This window comes from Nocardia sp. NPDC004068, from assembly GCF_042874315.1.
In the GTDB taxonomy this organism is placed as follows: Bacteria; Actinomycetota; Actinomycetes; order Mycobacteriales; family Mycobacteriaceae; genus Nocardia.
In genome coordinates this window covers 284,260-303,637 of record NZ_JBIAMW010000006.1, presented here as the reverse complement: position 1 = coordinate 303,637, position 19,378 = coordinate 284,260, and the positions used below count along the sequence as shown (strand labels likewise).

The window sequence follows — 19,378 nt, the reverse complement described above, 5'->3', positions numbered from 1 at the left end:
ACCTCGATGTGCGGTATCGGTCCCGTGCCTTCGGCCGAGGAACGACCTTACAGTGTCTCGTTCAGGGCCTTGATCGGCATCTTCAGATCCGCGAGCAGATCCAGATCCTGTTCGGCCGGACGCCCGAGGGTCGTCAGATAGTTGCCCACGATGACGGCGTTGATGCCGCCGAGGATGCCCTGCTTGGCACCGAGGTCACCGAGCGTGATCTCGCGCCCGCCCGCGAACCGCAGCATCGTGCGCGGCAGCGCCAGCCGGAACGCGGCCACGGCCCTGAGTGCCTCGGCGGCGGGCAGCACCTCGAGATCGCCGAACGGGGTGCCCGGCCGCGGGTTGAGGAAGTTCAGCGGCACCTCGTCGGGTTCCAGAGCGGCCAGCTGCGCGGCGAATTCGGCGCGCTGTTCGAGGGTTTCGCCCATACCGAGGATGCCGCCGCTGCACACCTCCATACCCGCCTCGCGCACCATGCGCAGGGTGTCCCAGCGCTCCTCCCAGCTGTGCGTGGTGACCACGTTCGGGAAGTGCGAGCGAGCGGTCTCGAGATTGTGGTTGTAGCGGTGCACGCCCATGGCGGCGAGCTGGTCGACCTGCTCCTGAGTGAGCATGCCCAGCGAGCACGCGACCTGGATGTCGACCTCGTTGCGGATCGCCTCCACCCCGGCGGCGACCTGCGCCATCAGCCGCGCGTCCGGCCCGCGCACGGCCGCGACGATGCAGAATTCGGTGGCGCCGGTCTTCGCGGTCTGCTTGGCCGCCTCGACCAGCGAGGGGATGTCGAGCCAGGCCGCACGCACCGGCGACTGGAAAAGCCCGGACTGCGAACAGAAGTGGCAGTCCTCCGGGCAGCCGCCCGTCTTGAGCGAGATGATGCCCTCGACCTCGACCTCCGGACCGCACCAGCGCATGCGCACCTCGTGCGCCAGCGCGAGCAGCTCCTCGAGCCGGTCGTCGCCGAGGCGCAGCACCTCGAGGGTCTGGTCCTGGGTGAGCCCCACGCCGCGATCGAGGACCTGCTCGCGGGCGACGGCGAGAATGTCGCTGTCGACCTCGGTCCGTGCCGGTGCCTGAGTCATGCGCGAATCCCTTCGTTCGGCCGGGTGGCCGGGCAACTTGAACGGTGTTCAGGCTAAGGTAGCGTGGGGTGCGAGTCAAAACGTGAAGGGATACGAATGCAGCTGCATCGCGCGGACGTGGTGGACGGGGCGATCGCGATCCTCGACCAGTACGGCCTGGCAGATCTGACCATGCGGCGGCTGGCGACCTCGCTCGGCGTGCAACCCGGCGCGCTGTACTGGCACTTCCCGAACAAACAGGCGCTGCTGGGCGCGGTGGCCGACCGCATTCTCGCACCCCTGGAAGACGTTGTGGCGGGCGAGAATTGGGCCGATCAGATCGGCGAGCTGGCGCATCGGCTGCGCGAATGCCTGCTGGCTTACCGCGACGGCGCCGAATTGGTCTCGGCCACTTACGCTTCCCGATTGACCACGAGCAAGGGCCGGGAACGCTTGGCGGGCGCGCTGATTCGCGGCGGGATGACGCGCGAGGAGGCCGATCTGGGCGCGTACACGCTGTTGTACTACGTGCTCGGCGAGACGGTCGACGAGCAGTCGCGCATGCAGATGGATTCGGCCGGAGCGCTGCCCGACGAGTCCTCACCGTTGTACGAGAACACCAGTGCCACAGAGCGTTTCGACTTCGGTCTGCAGTTGTTCCTGGGCGGGGTGCGGCATCTGCTGGGCGATCGGGTGCGTTAGCGCGAGGCGGCCAGCTGCTCGCCGTTGATCTGGCGGACGAACGGGACGATCTGCTCGCTGATGACCTTGTTGTACTCGCCGGGTTGTTGGCGCGGATTGGCGTGGCCGGTGGTGCGGGTGAGCACGACCAGCAGGGTGCCGTTGACGCCGCCGACGTAATCGATGAGCACCTGGTGGGTGTAGACGTCGTCGACGATGGGGTCACGGTCCGGGTTGTGCGGGCGGATGAACGCGATGGCCGGGCGCGGTTTCCCGTTCGCCGGTTTGGCCAGCGCGCGCAGGTCGTCGACCGCGCCGCTGGCGACGATCGCCTTGAACTGGGCCTCGATCAGGCCGTTGCTGGCGACGTCGGAGTTGAAGATCTTCTGTTCCAGCACGTCGGAGACGGTGTGGCCGAGCCGGTTCGCCGCGATGCCGGGCGGGATGCTGCCGTAATCGATGAAATCGTTTCGGCGAGCGTAGGTTTCGGCGAGCAGACGCAGGGTGCGGCTCTCCCGGGTACCCGGCATCCAGCCCGTCCAGCGCAGCAGATCCTCACCCTGGTCGCGGCTCTCGGGACGCACGGCGTCGAGGTTCACCGGCGTGCAGTCGAGGATGACCGCTTGCAGTCTCTTCGTACTGCCGGTGTGGATGTGCTTGCCGATCTCGAGCGAGATCACCCCGCCCATGCTGTGCCCGACGAGCACGATGTTGTCGATCCGCGCCGCGTCGGTGACCTTGACGATCAGATCGCTGATGACCTTGGTGTCGATACCGGTGTTGTCGTACCGCACCGCCCACACCGACCCCAGCTGCGTCAGCGACGGCAACGACCGCGCCGTATCGCTGGCATCGAGCGACCCGAGTCCGACCAGGTCGAACACCGCCGTATCCCGCCCCTGAACGTTCGCGGGCCCCGCGATCGGCATCACCGCCGGTTCGGTACGGGCCAACCGAGCCCGCTCGGGCGCGATATCCCCCGCCCAGTACTGCACGAACAACCCCAGTACGACCAACGGAATCAACCCCACCCGCACCAACACCTGCCGAGTCCGCCGCAACGTCACCCAATCGTGCCCCCACCGTGTTTCGGCCAGCCGCGCCCGCCGCCGCGCATCGTCGTAATCCGCGACGGTGGACGGGAGCCGGTCCTCGTGAAACATCCCTATCCACTGTAGGAGCTGTCCCCGGGGAAGATCATCCGTCGCGTGCGGTGTGTCCCCCCGCTCGGAGCCCTGTCAGCCAATGGCTATAGCACCCGATCCAGCTCTCCCCACCCCGAAGACCGGCGAGAAGATTCCCACCCCTTCCTCCCCTCACCCCCACCCCACACCCCCGCGTGACACTCCACACCCCCGCCAAGATCCCCCTCCCCCGTTTGCGAATCCCCGTGTCCGGTAACCCCTTCTGCCCAGTTCCCTCCCCAGGCGCACGAACCGAGCCGCACCCCCTATTCGATCCTCCTGCCCGGTAACCCTTCCCCAGAGTCCACTACCCCCAGGCGCACGAACACAGCCGCACCCTTTATTCGGATCCGCACCCTTTACATGGCCCGGAAGAGGGTGCGGATTCGAATAAAGGGTGCGGCTGGGGGTGCCGGTCAGGGGAGGATTTCGGCGAGGCCCAGCATGTTGCCCTCGCTGTCGCGGAACCAGGCGGCTCGTTCGCCGGTGCCCTTGCTCGGGTAGTTGCCTTCGATGGTCATGATGCCGTTCTCGGTGCCCCCGTACTCCTCGAAGACGACGCCGCGGGCGCGCAGGTCGCGGACGGTCGCCTCGATGTCGTCGACGTAGAAACCCATCTGGGTGAAGGAGCCGTTCGAGGCGCCCGCCGAGGCGAAGAGGCAGAACACGCCCGACGAGCCTTCGTAGCGCAGACCGCCCGGACGTTCCTCGACCGGCTCGAGCCCGAGCTTCTCCGCGTACCAGCGGCGGGCCCGAGCGAGATCCTGGGTGGGGATGCGCGCTTCGACGCGGGCGTTGTTCAGCACGTGCGCATGGTAGCCAGAATCAGAGCCGCGCGGTCCACCCCGGAGCGAACCACGTTCCCGCCTCGGCCGCGAACCGCTCCGGCGCGTAACGCCCCGCGCCCTCGGGAATGACCCCGACGATATCGACCCCCGTGACGGCGGGCAGATCGGTGCGATTGCATTCGGCCGCGAGATCCGGTGCGGCGGGCCAGGATCCGATGACCAGACCCGCGCAGTCGAGCCCGGCGGCGGCGAGGGCTCGGGTGGTGAGCTCGCTGTGATTAAGGGTGCCCAGCCCGGCGGCCGCGACCACGAGCACGGGAGCGGCGAGTTTCCGCGCGAGTTCGAGGAGGGTGAACTCGCCGAGGCGGACCAGCAGACCGCCCGCCCCTTCGATGAGGGTGAGGTCGGCGTCGGCGAGGGAGTCGATGGCGGCGACGGTGTCCCCGAGCGTCAGCAACGGTTGCCCGCAGCGGCGGGCGGCGGTGTCGGGGGCGAGCGGGTCGGGGTAGCGGGCCAGTTCGAGGGTTCGGGTCACACCGGACAGGCGGGCGATCTCGGCGAGGTCGCCGGATTCGCTTGGGGCGACACCGGTTTGGGCGGGTTTGCAGACGGCGACGGAGCGTCCGGCGGCGCGGGCCGCCGCGGCGAGGGCGGCGGTGGTGATGGTCTTGCCGACCTCGGTCGAGGTGCCGGTCACGATCAAGGTGCTCATACCGCGGTGTCCTCCGTTCGACTCGGGCGGGCGTCACATTCTGGTTCCCGCAGGGCGCGCGCTGTGGTCTCGGGCGGGGTGCCCATCCCCCTCGGCGTATTCGTGCTGGGTGACGGCCAATACCTCACGACCGCGCGACAATTGGTTGTGCTCATGCGAGTGTGCCCAACCCCGTCGGCGTATTCGTGCTGGGTGATAGCCAGTACCTCACGACCACACAACAATTCGGTGCGCTCATGCGGGTGCGGCCTCCGCGCGACGAGCGTCGGCCAGCACCTCGGTGAGAACCGTTGCGATGGTGGCCATTTCGGCGTCGGTGAGATCCGCGCGAGCGGTCAGGCGGAGGCGGGAGGTGCCCTCCGGAACCGAGGGCGGACGGAAGCAGCCGACGCTCAGGCCGCGTGCCCGGCAGGCTTGGGCGGCGTCGTACGCGCGTTGCGCCTCGCCGATGACCACCGAGACGACGGCCGAATCCGGTTGCGGGACTTGGGATATGCGGGCTATCTCGGCGGCTCGGGTGCGAACCCGGATGGCCATCTCGGGTTCGCGGCGCAGCAGGCGCAGGGCGGCTCGTGCGGCGCCCACGGCGGCCGGGGCCAAGCCTGTGTCGAAGATGAACGTGCGCGCGGAGTCGATGAGGTGGGCACGCACGCGCTCGTCGGCCAGGACCACACCGCCTTGTGCCGCAAGGGCTTTCGACAAAGTCGCGGTGATCACGAGGTCCGGCTGTCCTGCCAGGCCCAGTTCGTGCACGAGTCCCCGGCCGCCGGTTCCGCGCACGCCGAGCCCGTGCGCCTCGTCGACGACCAGCACCGCGCCGCGGGCCCGCGCCACGCGATGCAGCTCGGTCAGCGGCGCGAGATCGCCGTCGGCGCTGAACACCGAATCGGTGATCACCAGCGCCCGTTCCTCGGTGCGCTCGGCGAGCAGCCGATCGACCGCCTCAACATCGCAATGCGGCGCGATCTCGACCCGCGCCCGCGACAACCGACAGGCGTCGACCAACGAGGCATGACTCCCCGCGTCCGACACCACCAGCGACCCCCGCCCCGACAGCGCGGTCACCACCCCGAGATTCGCCGCGTATCCCGACGCGAACACCAACCCGGCCCGCGCCCCCACGAACTCCGCCAGCTCCGCCTCGAGCTCCTCGTGCTCGAGCGTCGTCCCGGTCACCAACCGCGACCCGGTGGACCCCGTCCCCCACTTCCGCACCGCCTCGATAGCCCCCTCCGCCACCTCCGCCCGCCGCGAAAGCCCCAAATAATCATTCGAAGCAAGATCGATCATCCCCGTCACCGGCCCCCGAGCCCGCAACTCCCGCCGCAGCCCCGCCCGCACCCGCTCCCCGGCCCGCACATCCAACCAGCCCAACGGATCATTCACAGCCAGCAGCATACTTGAACACCGTTCAAGCCCAACCCCCACCCCCAGCCACACCACCCCAGCCGCACCCTTTATTCGAATCCGCACCCGTTGCAGGGCTACACAAGGGGTGCGGATCCGAATAAAGGGTGCGGCTGTGTTGCCGCGCCTGGGGGTTGTGGGGGGTTTGAAACCGCGCCGGGCTGGTGCTCGGGGTCAGGGGTGGGGTTTGAATCTGAGGTGGAGGACGCCGTCGCCTTGGATGACCAGGTGGGGGGATTGGAGGTGGTGGTGGGTGGTGGTGTCGGTGAAGTAGCGCTTGCCGGAGCCGAAGACGACGGGGACTACGTCCATTGCGACCTCGTCTATGAGGCCCGCGGTGAAGATTTGGGTGCCTACTTCGCCCGCGTTCACGGCGACGGTTCGGTTGCCGGCGAGGTCGCGGGCCTTGGCGACGGCGGACTTCACGTCGTCGACGAAATGGTAGGAGGCTTCGGGGTGCCAGCCTTCGGGTTTGGGACGGTGGGAGACGACCACGACGTGGTCTCCGGCCGGGGGGCTGCCCTCCCAGCCGTTCACGAGGTCGAAGAGGTTGCGGCCCATGATGATCGTGCCGATCGAGGCCCACATGGTGCGGACGTAGTCGGCGGAGGCGCGGGAGACCTTGAAGCCGGCGCCCGATCCGGAGTGGTCGAAGCCTTCGTCGCGGTCGGGGGTGATCGGGGTGTCACCGTTGAAGTACCAGTCGTGGAGGGGGCCGACGTCGTCGTTGTCGTCGGCGATGAAGCCGTCCAGGGATACGACGTTGTGCATGATCACGGTGCCCACGGGTGCTCCTCGGGTTCGGCTCGGCGCTGGTAAATCCGATCTTGTCCCGTCACGGGCGGCCGGGCTTGTAAAAAATCACTCGGCGGGCATCGGGCCGTTGTCGGGCGGGAAGTCCCGGGCGGCGGGCAGTCGGCGTCGCAGGGCGAGGTATTCGGTGGGGGTGTGGCCGGTGAAGTCCTTGAACTCCTTGGCGAAATGGGCCTGGTCGAAGTAGCCCGCCGCGTGGGCGAGGGCGGACCAGTCGACCGGGCGCAGGGCGTCCACGGCGAGGATCAGACTCGCGAAGCGATAGATCCGCGCCACCCGTTTCGGCGTCACGCCCACATGCGACTTGAATTGCGCCGCAAGGTGATTGACGCTCACACCCACCGCCTCGGTGAGCGCGCCCACCGGCACGGAACCGTGACAATTCTCCAGCCGAACCCCGGTGTGCCGGACCAGGTCGAGACCACGCGCCGGTTCGAGGAGCCGTGCCAGCAACTCCTCCTCCAGGATCCGTAGCGTCTCCGTAGCCGAGCCGCACTCGCCCACCCGATCGCGAATCCGATCCGCGGCCCGCGACCACACGGCATCGGCGGGCACCCAGCGGTCCCGCAACTCGGACGCGGGCACTCCCACGAACGGCGAGAGCCCCCACGGCTTGAAATGCACCCCCACCATCCGCACCCGCTCCGGATACTCGAAGAGAAACCGCCGGGTCCACAGCCCCATGACCAATCCACCGGTGAACACCACCGGCGGCACCGCCGCATCCGAATCCCAAATCCGAACCGGCGCACCCAAATTCACGAACAAATGCGCCGACGGCATGGGCGGCACATTCATCCGCCGATACCGCGGCACCCCACTCAAGCAGTAGATGTCATCGACAAACCGATCGAGCGGCGGCCCCGGCACCCGTCCCACATACCGCATCCCCCCAGTCTCACCGCCCCTCCCTCACCCCGCCACAGATACACGCGCTCGCCGACCACTTTGCCGATGATCTTGGAGATGGTGTCCTTCGACGCACCGTAGATGTCGGCGAAACGGGCGGCGACCTCAACAGGCGTTGCCGCATGCGCACGGTCTGCGAACGACGAGTCCAGGGGCCGTGCTTGATAATCTGGTAGCGGCAGAACGATTCACCAGTGTGATCGTAGGGGAATTCATGGGGGGCATTTCGGCCGAGGCGGTGGCCGCGTTCGTTGCCGCGCTCGCGTTGGTGGTGACCACGGCGTCGGTGTTCTATCTGGCCCGGCAGACCAAGGCGGTGGCGGAGCAGAGCCGGGCGGGAATCGAGCAGGCCAGGATCAGCAACGCGATGGCGGCGATCTCCGCGAACAACGCGGTGCTGGGGGCGCTGCGGGAGGTGCATCTGCTCATGCTGCGACGGCCCGGGACCCGTCGCTACTTCTACGAGAACCAACCGTTGCCGAAACGGCACGACGCCCGGGACGAGATCGTCACGATCGCCGAAGCCCTGGCCGACGTGCTGTGCAGCGGGATCCACGCGCACCTGCGGATCCCGGCGAGCGAGAGCGCGCTGCCGTGGAACGACTACTGCCGCACCGTGATCGGGACCAGTCCGGTGCTGCGGGAGCTGGTGCGCGAACATCCGACGTATTGGCCGTATCTGCCACCGCTGCTTCCGGAATCCGCGCTCGCCCCGGAGGCCGTGCCGCCGCCTGCGGTCCCCCGGACGGCAGCGGATCCGGGCGTCCCGAGACGCCGAAATCGCCTCGGCTGGTTCGATCGAGGGGTGCTTGGACTGGGCCGTGTCCTGTAAGTCGCCGTAGCCGGAGGATGAGGGCGACGATGGTGAGTTCGGCCTGGCAGTAGGCGGCTCGATGCGAATACGCCCGGTCGGCGATGACGACGTCGGAGCGGATCCGGGGACGGCCGCGACCGACCCGCCCAACGGGGATGCCATCCGCAGTTTTGTCGCCAGCCCCGACCAGCGGTCGGGCCGAGGCTCGAGGTCATCGAGCGGCAGCGGCAGCTGGCGGTACGACCCTATGGGTGTGGGCCAAACGGCAGAGGTCGGCGGGGACGAGGACGTCGGTGCGAGACCAGAATTCGACTGGGACGCAGTCCGATTGGGGGATGTGGGTGGTGTCGGAGAAACCGTGCCGGGCCAAGAGGTCGTCCATGTCGGACGGCGTGTGGAAGCTCAGCCACGGCTCGCCGTGGTCGGCGGCGGCGGTAAGCGCAATGTCGGCATAGGCGGCGCCTCGGAAGTCTCGATGGGATGGAGGGAGGGCATATTCGAGGATGAGATGGAAAGTGGGGGTCGAGGCGACCGGCGTACCAGCCCCGCTCAGCACACCGAGCGAGGCCACCAGACCCTCGACAGCACCCGAACTGAGATACATCAACACCCCCAAACACGCGATGAGACTCGGCCGCGCAGGGTCGAAACCGGAGGACACGAGGTGCGGAACCAGCGAATCCGTCTCCAGATCCAGCGGAAGATAGACCGTCCGACCGAGAGGCTCGACACCCCGCTCGGACAGCATCCGACGTTTCGCGGACTGAGTAGCGGGATGATCGACCTCGAAAACGGTGAGACCGGCGACAAGGGCCGAACGATAGGCGAAGGTGTCCAACCCGGCACCGAGGATGACGTACTGCTCGAAACCCCCTGTCGCCAAACACTTCTCCGCGTAATAGCTCCGCGTAGTGACCTGCGCCCGCGTCCCCGCCAGCACGATGTGATCCCCACGCACACGGTGATAGGCGATCAGCTCCTCAGCCCGCTCACCGAGCATCGCCCCCGCCAGACTGTCGCGAAAGAGATACGGCTCATCGTCCACGATCAAATGGGCCGCACGGGCGGCAGCGGACATGAGCGCGGTAGCGCTGGGCTGAGTATCACGCATCGAAATCCTTCGCTCAAAGAGATGGCGAAGACCGATGGTAGACAAGGAATTTCAACTTCACCGCCATCATATCACGCGAACATGAATTCCCGATAACAGCGAAACAACCGAAACCACAACACTTTCAGGCCGAGGCCGCCGCCACCACCGCCCCCGAGATCCGCGCGATATCCCCCACGGAACTGATATACGGCGGCATCGTGTAGATCAGATTCCGAAACGGCCGCAACCACACCCCAGCCGCGACGGCGGCGTCGGTGGCCCGCCGCATATCCACCGGACGATCCAGCTCGACCACCCCGATCGCCCCGAGCACGCGCACATCCACCACCCCCGGAACCGCTTGCGCCGCAGCGAGTCCCGCCGTCAACCCGGCCTCGATCCCCGCGACCTCCACCCGCCAGTCCCGGGAGAGCAGCAACTCGATCGACGCCACCGCCACCGCACACGCCAACGGATTGCCCATGAACGTCGGCCCGTGCATCAACCCGCCGTGCCCGGCGCTGATCGTCTCCGCGATCCGGCTCGTGCACAGCGCGGCCGCCAGGGTGAGATAACCGCCCGTGAGCGCCTTCCCCACACACATCACATCCGGCGCGACCCCGGCCCGGTCCGCCGCGAAAAACGTTCCGCTGCGGCCGAATCCGGTCGCGATCTCGTCGAACACCAGCAGCACGCCGTACTCGTCGCAGAGCCTGCGCAGATCGTTCAGGTAGCGCGGATGATGGAACCGCATACCGCCCGCGCCCTGCACGATCGGCTCCACGATGACCGCCGCCAGCTCGTCGGCGTGGGCGGCCAGCAGCTGCTCCAGCGTCGAGACGTACTCGGGCACATAGTCTTTCGGGGGGACGGGGGCGAACACCTGCTCGGCCAGCACATCGGTCCACAGCGAGTGCATCCCGCCCTCGGGATCGCACACGCTCATCGGCGTGAACGTGTCCCCGTGATAGCCCCCGCGCCAGGTGAACAGCCGCCGCTTCCCGGGCCGTCCCAGCGCCCGCCAGTATTGCAGGCACATCTTCGCCGCCACCTCCACCGACACGGAACCGGAGTCGCAGAGGAACACCTTGTCCAGCCCGGCGGGGGTCAGCTCCACCAGCAGTCGCGCCAGCCGCGCCGCGGGTTCGTGGGTCAGGCCGCCGAACATCACGTGGCTCATCCGCCGCGACTGCTCGACCAGCGCCGCGTCCAGCACCGGATGCCGATACCCGTGCACGGCGGCCCACCACGAGCTCATGCCGTCGACGAGTTCGCGCCCGTCGGCGAGCCTCAGGCGGGTGCCGGACGCGCTCGCCACGACCAGCGGTTCGGTCGTGGCCGGGAAACCGCCGTAGGGATGCCAGACGTGCGCGGCGTCGAGTGCGGTGATCTCGTCGGATTTCACGGAAGTCCTCCACGACAGCGGCCTTGAACGGCGTTCAAGTTACCACCCGCGTCGAGATTCGGTTCCCCCGCGACCCGACAGCGGCTATTCTTTGACTCGGTCAAAGAATAGGAGTGTGATGACCGCCGTCACCGACATCGTCGACGCTGACCACATCGCCGCGGTCCGCGAGTTCAACCGCCGCTACACCCGGTTGATCGGCGTGCTACAGGAACATCTCGTCGACAGCGACTACTCCCTCACCGAGGCGCGAATCCTGTTCGAGCTGGCCCACTTCGGGCCGCTGGACGTGGTCGCGCTGCGCGGGGCGCTGGATCTGGATCCGGGCTATCTGAGCCGGATCCTCGCCCGCTTCGAGGAGGCGGGGCTGGTGCGGCGGCAGCGCTCGGACACCGACGGGCGTCGCCAGCGGGTGGAACTCACCGGGCGCGGCCGCGAGGTCTTCACCGAACTCGACCGGCGCTCCGACGCGGGCGTGCGCGATCTGCTCGACCGGCACTCCCCCGACCAGCGCGCCCTGTTGATCAACGCCATGCGCACGATCGCACGCCTGCTCGACGGCCGGGCCGCCGCGCCCTTCACGATCCGCGACCCGCGACCGGGCGACTACGGCTGGGTCATCGCCCGCAACGCCGCGCTCTACGCCGCGGAATACGGCTGGAACGGCGAGTACGAGGCCCTGGTGGCCCGGATCGTCGCCGACTTCCTCCAGACCCGCGAGCCGCACACCGAGCGGGCCTGGATCGCCGAGGTCGACGGCGAACCGGTCGGCAGCGTGTTCTGCGTGCGCGAGGACGACGCCACGGCCCGGCTGCGGCTGCTGCTCGTCGAGCCGTCCGCGCGCGGGCTGGGGGTGGGCAGCGCGCTGGTCGAGGAATGTGTGCGCTTCGCCACGTCGGCCGGGTACACGAGCATGGTGTTGTGGACCAACGACGTGCTCACCGCCGCGCGCCACATCTACGTGCGCGCGGGCTTCGAATTGGTCGACACCGAGCCACATCACAGCTTCGGCAAGGATCTCGTCGGGCAGACGTGGCGCAAGGCGTTGTGAATCGCGTCCGCGTTCCGATGCGGTCGCGGAACCGCCACCGAGCGGAACTCCGGTCACATCGGCAGGCGACACGCGCGGGCGGACGGCTACTGTCGATGCCATGGTGCAGCCGGATGTGAGCGAAGACGTGGCCCCCCTGGGTGTGTGGCCGGGCACGCCCTATCCGCTCGGGGCGACCTACGACGGGGCGGGCACCAATTTCTCCCTGTTCTCCGAGGTCGCCGAGCGGGTCGAACTGTGTCTGATCGACGACGCGGGCGCGGAGACGCGAATTCCGCTGGAGGAGGTCGACACCTACGTCTGGCACGCCTACGTGCCGACCATCGCGCCGGGCCAGCACTACGGCTTCCGGGTGCACGGCCCCTACGATCCCGATCGCGGATTGCGCTGCGACGCAAGCAAACTGCTGCTCGACCCGTACGGCAAGGCGTTCGCGGGCGCGTTCGACGGGCATTCCTCGCTGCACACCCACGGCGAGGATTCGTTGGGGCACACCATGACCGGGGTGGTGATCAACCCGTTCTTCGACTGGGCCGACGACCGCGCGCCGACCCGCCCCTACCACGAGACCGTCATCTACGAGGCCCACGTCAAGGGCATGACGATGACCAATCCGCAAGTGCCCGAACCGTTGCGCGGCACCTACGCGGGCATCGCGCATCCGGCGATCATCGATCATCTGAAGGCGTTGGGCGTCACCGCGATCGAGCTCATGCCGGTGCATCAGTTCATCCACGATCAGATGCTGCTGGACAAGGGGCTGCGCAACTACTGGGGCTACAACAGCGTCGGCTATCTGGCCCCGCACCAGGACTACGCCTCCGATCCCCGCCCCGGCGCGGCGGTCACCGAGTTCAAGGCGATGGTGCGCGCGCTGCACGCCGAGGGCATCGAGGTGATCCTCGACGTGGTCTACAACCACACCGGCGAGGGCAACCACCTCGGCCCCACCATCGGGCTGCGCGGCATCGACAACGCCGCCTACTACCGGCTGGTGGAGGACGAGCCCGCGTGCTACATGGACTACACCGGCACCGGCAACAGCCTCAACGTGCGCCATCCGCACACCTTGCAGCTGATCATGGACTCGCTGCGGTACTGGGTGCTCGACATGCACGTCGACGGCTTCCGCTTCGACCTCGCCGCCACGCTGGCGCGCGAATTGCACGATGTGGACCGGCTTTCCACGTTCTTCGATCTGGTGCAGCAGGATCCGGTGGTGAGCCAGGTCAAGCTCATCGCCGAACCGTGGGACGTCGGCGAGGGCGGCTACCAGGTCGGCAACTTCCCCGGCCTGTGGACCGAGTGGAACGGCAAGTACCGCGACACCGTGCGCGACTACTGGCGCGGCGAACCGGCGACGCTGGGCGAGTTCGCCTCCCGGCTCACCGGGTCGTCGGACCTGTACGAGGCCACCGGCCGCCGCCCCAGCGCGAGCATCAACTTCGTCACCGCCCACGACGGGTTCACGCTGCGGGACCTGGTGTCCTACAACGACAAACACAACGAGGCCAACGGCGAGGACAACCGCGACGGCGAGAGCTACAACCGCTCCTGGAACTGCGGCGTGGAGGGCCCCACCGACGATCCGGAGGTGCTGGCGCTGCGAGAACGCCAGAGCCGCAACATGATCGCCACCCTGGTGCTGTCGCAGGGCACCCCGATGCTGCTCTACGGCGACGAGATGGGCCGCACCCAGAACGGCAACAACAACGCCTACTGTCAGGACTCGCCGCTGGCGTGGATGGATTGGACGCTGGCGCAGAAGAATTCGGATCTGCTGGAGTTCACCCGCGCGGCCATCGCGTTGCGCACCGACCATCCGGTGTTCCGCCGCCGCCGCTTCTTCGACGGGCGCCCGGTGCCCGAGGGCGGGCCGCTCGGCGACATCGCCTGGTTCACCCCGGCCGGTAAGGAGATGACCGCCGCCGACTGGGACTCCGGGTTCGGGCGCTCGCTCACGGTGTTCCTCAACGGGGACGCCATCAAGGAACCGGGCCCGCGCGGGGAACGCGTCACCGACGACTCGTTCCTGCTGTGCTTCAATGCCCACGACGCACCGATCGACTTCACGCTGCCGGGCGGCAGGTTCGGCCAGGAGTGGACGGTCGTGCTGGATTGTTCGACACCCACCGGGGAATCGGAGGCGAGCTATCCGCCCGCGGCGACCGTCGGGGTACCCGCGCGGTGTCTGCTCGTCCTGCGCCGGACCGCGTAGCAACTGACAGCGAGATGACAGACACACACCAGCCCGACGACATCACCGGGCCGATCGCCCGCCGGACCTCGGTCCGCAGCACCTATCGCCTCCAGCTGCGGCCCGATGTGCTCACCTTCGCCGATGCCCGCGCGATCGCGGAATACCTCCAGCAGCTGGGCATCTCGCATCTGTACCTGTCGCCGATCCTGACCGCGGCGCGCGGATCGCTGCACGGCTACGACGTCACCGACCCGACCACGGTGTCGGCGACGCTCGGCGGGCCCGGCGGCCTCAAGGCGCTCGCCGACGAGGTGCGCGGGCGCGGCATGGGCCTGATCGTGGATCTGGTGCCCAACCATGTGGGCGTGGCCGATCCGCGGCAGAACCCGTGGTGGTGGGATGTGCTGCGCAACGGCAAGGGGTCACAGTTCGCGCACTTCTTCGACATCGACTGGAGTCCCGGCAACGGCGCGGGCGGGCGGCTGGCGCTGCCGGTGTTGCAGAGCGAGAACGATCCGGCCGCGCTCACCGTCGACCGCGGCGGCCCCGAACCGATGCTCGCGCTGCACGATCTGCGCTTCCCCATCGCGCCCGGCACCGACGGCGAGAACGCGCTGCGCATCCACGACAAACAGCACTACCGGCTGGTGAGCTGGAAGGCGGGGATCGGCACCTATCGGCGCTTCTTCGCGGTCTCGGAGCTGGCCGCGATCCGCCAGGAGGATCCGGCGGTGTTCGAGGTGACCCATCGCGAACTCGCCGCGTGGTGCGAGCACGACCTGATCGACGGCGTGCGCATCGACCATCCCGACGGATTGGCCGATCCCGCGGGCTATCTCGCGCGGCTGCGCCGGTTGATCGGGCCGAAGCGGCTGCTGCTGGTGGAGAAGATCCTGTCCGGGACCGAACCGCTGGACGCCACCCTGCCCGTCGACGGCACCACCGGCTACGACGCGCTGGCCGTGCTGGGCGGGGTGTTCGTCGATCCGGCCGGGGAGCGGGCGCTGACCGAGCTGTCGCGCGAGTTCTGCGGGCACGGCAGCGACGCGGCCTGGTTCGCCGATACCGAACATCGCATCAAACGCGCGGTGGCCGAGAAACTGCTGGTGCCCGAGGTGCGGCGGCTGGTGGCCGCGGTCAAACGCGACGCGGGCGCCGAGGATTTCGACACCATGGCGCTGACCAACGCCACCATCGAGGCGCTGTCGTTCGTGCCGTACTACCGCACCGACTACGCGCCGCTCGCGGGCGTGCTGGGCACGGTGATGGCCGAGATCGAGCGCCGCAACGGCGAATTGGCCGCGCCCCTGGGCGTTCTGGTGCGGGCGCTGGCGGTCGCGGGCGAGGCGGCGGTGCGCTTCCAGCAGGTGTGCGGGGCGATCACCGCGAAGTCGGTGGAGGACACCATGTTCTACCAAGCCGCGCGGCTGGTGTCGTTGCAGGAGGTGGGCGGCGATCCGGGCCGATTCTCCCGCACGCCACTGGAATTCCATCTCGCCAACGCCGAGCGCGCCCGCCGCTGGCCCGCGGCCATGACCACGCTGTCCACTCACGACACCAAGCGCGGCGAGGACGTGCGCGCGCGCATCACGGTGCTGTCGCAGATCGCCGAGACGTGGGCCGACGCGGTGCGCGCCTGGAACGACATCACCCCGCCGCCGGACGGGGCGACCTCGTTGTTCCTGTTGCAGAACATGTTCGGGGTGTGGCCCGCCGACGGGCGCGGGGTGGCGGCGGTGCCGGAGCTGCGCGAGCGACTGCATCGGTTCGCGGAGAAGGCCGTTCGCGAGGCGGGCACCCGAACCTCTTGGGAGGAGCCCGATTCCGAGTTCGAATCCGAGCTGCACGCGTGGATCGACGCGGTGATCGACGGACCGGTCGGGGTGGAACTCGGCGAGCTCGTCGCCCGGACCGCCCCGCACGCGTGGTCGGACGCGTTGGGGCAGAAGCTGTTACAGCTGTGCGGGCCCGGCATCCCGGACATCTACCAGGGCTGTGAGCTGTGGGAGGATTCGCTCGTCGATCCCGACAACCGCCGCCCGGTGGATTTCGGCGCGCGGCTGGCGATGCTGCAATCGCTCACGGGCACACCGGAATTGGACACCTCGGGCGCGGCGAAGATGTGGGTGGTCGCCTACGCGCTGTGGCTGCGCCGGGAACGGCCGGACTGCTTCGTCGGCGGCGCCTACCTCCCGTTGCAGGCCACGGGCGAGCGGGCCGAGCATCTGCTCGCCTACGCGCGCGGCAAGGCCGGTGAACCGCCGCAGGTGATCGTCGCGGTTACCCGGCACAGCGTCGCGCTCGCCGACGCTGGGTGGGGGGACACGACACTCGCGCTGCCGGAGGGCAATTGGACCGACCGGCTGACCGGGCACGTGTGCACCGGATCGGCGCGGGTGGAGAAGCTGTTCGCCCGGCTGCCGGTGGCGCTGCTCGTACGCTGACACGCCCGGCCGCCCGACACGCTGGAGAACCGCTTGGTCCCTTTTGGGACGGGTGAGACATAGCATCATCGGCTGCATCCGCACGATCATCGCGTTTCGTCAGGAGGCAGCTCGATGGAGTTCGGTTCCCGCGCGCGCCGGGTGGCATTGGGGTGTTGCGTCGCGGTCACGGTGATCGGGTCCCTCGCCGTCCCGGCCCCGGCGGCGCCGCCGCCCGCCGAGCTCCCGCCGGACCTCGTGGCGGCCCTGCGCCGGGACCTGAGAATCGATGCGGCCCAATATCTTCAGCGCATCCGGACCGCCGAGCGGCTGGACGCCTTCGCCCGCACCGCCCGCGCGGCCCACCCGCGCGCCTTCGCCGGGGTCCGCATGGACGGCGACCGCGGGGTCGTCGCGCTCGCCGAGGACGTGACCACCGCGCCCGCCCGCGCCGCCGCCGAGCGGGAGGGCTTCGCGGTGGAGTCCGTCGCCGACAGCGAGGCCACCCTGCGCGGGCGGCGCGTCGCCTTCGAGCAGTGGCTCACCCGCCAGCCGCGCGACGTGGCGGGCCGAGTGGTGAGCTACGGCATCGACGTGACCCACAACAGCCTCACCGTGCGCGTGACCGAGGGGACGACCCTCCCCGAGGAGGCGGGCCGGGTCCGCGCGATCGCCGCGGCCATGCCGGTCGCCCGCCCCCAGGAGTCCGACGGCTCCGACATCGCCGAGCCCGGTCCCGGGGTGACCGAGTCCCTGCCGGACCCACACCCCGCCCCCGGGACCACCGAGCCCCAACCAGGCACACATCCCGACCCCGGGGTGACCGAGTCCCAACCGGCCCCCCACCGCGAACCCGGGGTGAGCGAGCCCCTGCCCGAGGGCACCGGGGCGGCGGCCGTGCTGGGTGGGCAGCCCTACGCGTTCGACTACGCGGGTCGGACCGGCAAGTGCTCGTTCGGGTTCAACGGCGTCGACGCGGCGGGGAACACCGTGAATATCACGGCGGGACACTGTGATCCGGACAATCTGATCGATCCGGGGGAGCGCGGGACGGGGCCGCAGCACATCTTCGAGACGGCCTTCGACGCGCACGACAAGCGGCGCGGCGCGGCGCTCGGCTGGTTCGAGGTGTCCGAACTCGGCCCGCAGGACTACTCGGTGATCCGCATCGACGAGAACGCCGCCCCGCGCTTCCGCAACAACCTCGTCACCAGCCGCCGCGTCACCGTGCCGGGCCCGCTGCCGGGCGGTTCGGCCGCGGGCGCGCACCTGCCGACCAGCAGCACCGAGGGCGAGGCGGGCAAGCCGCCGAGCGGGGACGTCGCCATCACGGGCACGGCCGATCCGGTGGTCGGCGGGGTGGTGTGCAAGGCGGGGCTGCGCACCGGCTACACCTGCGGGCAGGTCCTCGACGTGGACATGGAACTGAACGTCAAGGAGAGCCCGGACGACGACCACGTCACCCGCCTGCGGCACATGTTCGCGGCCAATGTGTGCGGCCAGCACGGCGACAGCGGCGGCCCGGTCTTCGCCGGCGCCAGCGCGGTCGGCATCAGCAGCGCCGTCGCCATGGACCCCACCTCCCCCGAGGACGGCTGCGGCCTGCTCCCGCTGCTCATCGGGCAGCCCATCAACGCTGTGCTGCAAGCCAATCCGGGGTTGAGGATCCGGACCAGCTGAGGTTACGCCCCCATCGGCTCCAAAGTCGGTGTGGGCGTGGCCTTCTCGGTCGGCTCGTAGGGCAGGGAGCCCTCCAGTTCCCGCTCCCAGCGCAGGACGTTGGGCGGCTGGAACTGCGAGGTCGGCTGGGCGGTCGGCGACAGGTAGACCATATTCGTCGCGGGCTTGCCCAGGCGACGCCAGGAATCCCGGTAGAACCGCGCGCTGCGCGGGCGGACCAGCTTGCCCGCGAGGTTGAGCAGGCGGTAGGCGGTGGTCAGGGAGTCGTGCGGGACCACGGCGTTGTCGAAGACCTGCGAGCGAGAAATCAACTGCTCCAACCGATCCCGGTCGAAGTCCAGGCCCTGCAGTTCGGCCTCGCCGACCATCCAGCGCAGCGTCACATCCGACAACCGGCTGTCGGGATAGCCGCCGCCGATATCGGTGTGCACACCCTTGAACCACACCTGCTTGACGCGTTCGGGATCGCGCTGCTCGGCCTCGGTCACCTCCCACAGGCAGGGGGCGAAGATGCGGCGGCGCTCGTTGATGGCGAGCGCCTGCCGGGCGCACCGCACCGCCGGGGACAACCGGACGTCGTGGAAACGGTAACGCCACGAGGTGATCCCGGGCACGCCCATCGCGCCGACCGTGTCGAACACGCCCATGAACTTGATCGGCACATCCGCGTGGCAGTGCTGCTCCCGGAAGCGCACCCACTCCTGCGGATCGGGCGCGTCGGGATCCTTGCGCTGCCGATAGATTCGCAGCGCCTCCGGGTACTTGCGGTCGATCATGGCCTCCGGCGTCAGCAGGCCCAGGCGGTTGATCATCCCGGCCAGGCTGCGCGCGGTGTACGCGCCGCGGCTGAACCCGAAGATGAAGATCTCGTCGCCCGGCTCCCAGTTCAATGCCAGCTGCCAGTACATCGTGGACAGGTTGGCGTCCAGGCCGAGCCCGAACGCGCCGCCGAGCACCTTGTCGGCGAGGTAACCGCGCGAACCGGGTCCGTCGATGTAGAACACGCGCTGCCCCACGACGCCGGACGGCGAACTCGTGCGCATCCGGACCGATTCGGCGATCTTGACGATATTCGACACCGAGGGGTTGCACTCCGCGCCCCACGTGCCGTCACAGCAGACCACCAGTCGTTTCATGGGTGAAATCCTCCCGCCCCGTTCGTCCCC

16 protein-coding genes are annotated in these 19,378 nt (G+C 68.8%); 6 read left to right on the top strand and 10 right to left on the bottom strand.

Features of this window, described 5'->3' with window-relative positions; translation table 11 throughout:
• Positions 1-47 precede the first annotated feature (47 nt).
• Positions 48-1,073 (bottom strand): biotin synthase BioB, encoded by a 1,026-nt coding sequence (gene bioB / locus ACFYTQ_RS17445; RefSeq protein WP_387361785.1) that lies wholly within the window; start codon positions 1,071-1,073, stop codon positions 48-50.
• Positions 1,074-1,169: 96 nt separating this feature from the next.
• Here bioB and ACFYTQ_RS17440 point away from each other — a divergent pair, with 96 nt between their 5' ends.
• Positions 1,170-1,754, top strand: a complete 585-nt coding sequence (locus ACFYTQ_RS17440) for a TetR/AcrR family transcriptional regulator C-terminal domain-containing protein (protein WP_387361783.1) — start codon at positions 1,170-1,172, stop codon at positions 1,752-1,754.
• On the opposite strand, the gene ACFYTQ_RS17435 is transcribed toward ACFYTQ_RS17440, so the two are convergent.
• From ACFYTQ_RS17435 to ACFYTQ_RS17410, 6 genes are all read right to left on the bottom strand, one after another.
• Positions 1,751-2,896: an alpha/beta fold hydrolase gene (locus ACFYTQ_RS17435; RefSeq protein WP_387361781.1), complete on the bottom strand. Its 1,146-nt coding sequence runs from the start codon at positions 2,894-2,896 to the stop codon at positions 1,751-1,753. The two genes, ACFYTQ_RS17440 and ACFYTQ_RS17435, sit on opposite strands and share 4 nt — an antisense overlap.
• A 437-nt stretch (positions 2,897-3,333) precedes the next feature.
• Positions 3,334-3,723, bottom strand: a complete 390-nt coding sequence (locus tag ACFYTQ_RS17430) for a VOC family protein (RefSeq protein WP_387361780.1) — start codon at positions 3,721-3,723, stop codon at positions 3,334-3,336.
• 19 nt (positions 3,724-3,742) lie between these two features.
• A complete protein-coding gene (gene bioD / locus ACFYTQ_RS17425; protein WP_387361778.1) occupies positions 3,743-4,417 on the bottom strand; it encodes a dethiobiotin synthase in 675 nt (224 codons plus the stop codon).
• Positions 4,418-4,651: 234 nt separating this feature from the next.
• A complete protein-coding gene (locus tag ACFYTQ_RS17420; protein ID WP_387361776.1) occupies positions 4,652-5,815 on the bottom strand; it encodes an 8-amino-7-oxononanoate synthase in 1,164 nt (387 codons plus the stop codon).
• A gap of 183 nt (positions 5,816-5,998) precedes the next feature.
• Entirely contained in the window at positions 5,999-6,610 is a 612-nt protein-coding gene (locus ACFYTQ_RS17415; RefSeq protein ID WP_387361774.1) for a dihydrofolate reductase family protein, read from the bottom strand.
• Between the two features lie 75 nt (positions 6,611-6,685).
• Positions 6,686-7,525: a helix-turn-helix domain-containing protein gene (locus ACFYTQ_RS17410; protein ID WP_387361772.1), complete on the bottom strand. Its 840-nt coding sequence runs from the start codon at positions 7,523-7,525 to the stop codon at positions 6,686-6,688.
• A gap of 235 nt (positions 7,526-7,760) precedes the next feature.
• Here ACFYTQ_RS17410 and ACFYTQ_RS17405 point away from each other — a divergent pair, with 235 nt between their 5' ends.
• Positions 7,761-8,378, top strand: a complete 618-nt coding sequence (locus tag ACFYTQ_RS17405) for a hypothetical protein (protein ID WP_387361770.1) — start codon at positions 7,761-7,763, stop codon at positions 8,376-8,378.
• A gap of 193 nt (positions 8,379-8,571) precedes the next feature.
• On the opposite strand, the gene ACFYTQ_RS17400 is transcribed toward ACFYTQ_RS17405, so the two are convergent.
• Both ACFYTQ_RS17400 and ACFYTQ_RS17395 read right to left on the bottom strand, forming a co-directional pair.
• Complete coding sequence (locus ACFYTQ_RS17400) at positions 8,572-9,471, bottom strand: class I SAM-dependent methyltransferase (protein WP_387361769.1); 900 nt, start codon at positions 9,469-9,471, stop codon at positions 8,572-8,574.
• A 124-nt stretch (positions 9,472-9,595) separates the two neighbouring features.
• A complete protein-coding gene (locus ACFYTQ_RS17395; RefSeq protein ID WP_387361767.1) occupies positions 9,596-10,858 on the bottom strand; it encodes an adenosylmethionine--8-amino-7-oxononanoate transaminase in 1,263 nt (420 codons plus the stop codon).
• Positions 10,859-10,976: 118 nt separating this feature from the next.
• Here ACFYTQ_RS17395 and ACFYTQ_RS17390 point away from each other — a divergent pair, with 118 nt between their 5' ends.
• The 4 genes from ACFYTQ_RS17390 (at position 10,977) to ACFYTQ_RS17375 (ending at position 18,212) form a co-directional block, all read left to right on the top strand.
• A complete protein-coding gene (locus ACFYTQ_RS17390) occupies positions 10,977-11,909 on the top strand; it encodes a GNAT family N-acetyltransferase (RefSeq protein WP_387361765.1) in 933 nt (310 codons plus the stop codon).
• A 100-nt stretch (positions 11,910-12,009) separates the two neighbouring features.
• Positions 12,010-14,127, top strand: a complete 2,118-nt coding sequence (gene glgX / locus ACFYTQ_RS17385; RefSeq protein WP_387361763.1) for a glycogen debranching protein GlgX — start codon at positions 12,010-12,012, stop codon at positions 14,125-14,127.
• A 14-nt stretch (positions 14,128-14,141) separates the two neighbouring features.
• Entirely contained in the window at positions 14,142-16,553 is a 2,412-nt protein-coding gene (treY, locus tag ACFYTQ_RS17380; protein WP_387361761.1) for a malto-oligosyltrehalose synthase, read from the top strand.
• A gap of 114 nt (positions 16,554-16,667) precedes the next feature.
• Positions 16,668-18,212 carry a hypothetical protein gene (locus ACFYTQ_RS17375; RefSeq protein ID WP_387361759.1) on the top strand — a complete coding sequence of 515 codons (1,545 nt, stop codon included), beginning with the start codon at positions 16,668-16,670 and terminating at the stop codon, positions 18,210-18,212.
• 2 nt (positions 18,213-18,214) lie between these two features.
• Here ACFYTQ_RS17375 and ACFYTQ_RS17370 read toward each other — a convergent pair whose 3' ends face one another.
• Positions 18,215-19,348: a DUF2235 domain-containing protein gene (locus tag ACFYTQ_RS17370; protein ID WP_387361757.1), complete on the bottom strand. Its 1,134-nt coding sequence runs from the start codon at positions 19,346-19,348 to the stop codon at positions 18,215-18,217.
• Between the last annotated feature and the right edge of the window lie 30 nt (positions 19,349-19,378).

What these genes read in the sequence shown, in the direction of transcription:
- ACFYTQ_RS17405 (WP_387361770.1), top strand. Translation starts at nt 7,761, where the DNA reads ATGGGGGGCATTTCGGCCGAGGCGGTGGCCGCGTTCGTTGCCGCGCTC.
- glgX (WP_387361763.1), top strand. Translation starts at nt 12,010, where the DNA reads ATGGTGCAGCCGGATGTGAGCGAAGACGTGGCCCCCCTGGGTGTGTGG.
- ACFYTQ_RS17435 (WP_387361781.1), bottom strand. Translation starts at nt 2,896, where the DNA reads ATGTTTCACGAGGACCGGCTCCCGTCCACCGTCGCGGATTACGACGAT.
- ACFYTQ_RS17400 (WP_387361769.1), bottom strand. Translation starts at nt 9,471, where the DNA reads ATGCGTGATACTCAGCCCAGCGCTACCGCGCTCATGTCCGCTGCCGCC.
- ACFYTQ_RS17390 (WP_387361765.1), top strand. Translation starts at nt 10,977, where the DNA reads ATGACCGCCGTCACCGACATCGTCGACGCTGACCACATCGCCGCGGTC.
- ACFYTQ_RS17410 (WP_387361772.1), bottom strand. Translation starts at nt 7,525, where the DNA reads ATGCGGTATGTGGGACGGGTGCCGGGGCCGCCGCTCGATCGGTTTGTC.
- ACFYTQ_RS17370 (WP_387361757.1), bottom strand. Translation starts at nt 19,348, where the DNA reads ATGAAACGACTGGTGGTCTGCTGTGACGGCACGTGGGGCGCGGAGTGC.
- ACFYTQ_RS17375 (WP_387361759.1), top strand. Translation starts at nt 16,668, where the DNA reads ATGGAGTTCGGTTCCCGCGCGCGCCGGGTGGCATTGGGGTGTTGCGTC.
- ACFYTQ_RS17440 (WP_387361783.1), top strand. Translation starts at nt 1,170, where the DNA reads ATGCAGCTGCATCGCGCGGACGTGGTGGACGGGGCGATCGCGATCCTC.
- ACFYTQ_RS17420 (WP_387361776.1), bottom strand. Translation starts at nt 5,815, where the DNA reads ATGCTGCTGGCTGTGAATGATCCGTTGGGCTGGTTGGATGTGCGGGCC.
- treY (WP_387361761.1), top strand. Translation starts at nt 14,142, where the DNA reads ATGACAGACACACACCAGCCCGACGACATCACCGGGCCGATCGCCCGC.
- bioB (WP_387361785.1), bottom strand. Translation starts at nt 1,073, where the DNA reads ATGACTCAGGCACCGGCACGGACCGAGGTCGACAGCGACATTCTCGCC.
- bioD (WP_387361778.1), bottom strand. Translation starts at nt 4,417, where the DNA reads ATGAGCACCTTGATCGTGACCGGCACCTCGACCGAGGTCGGCAAGACC.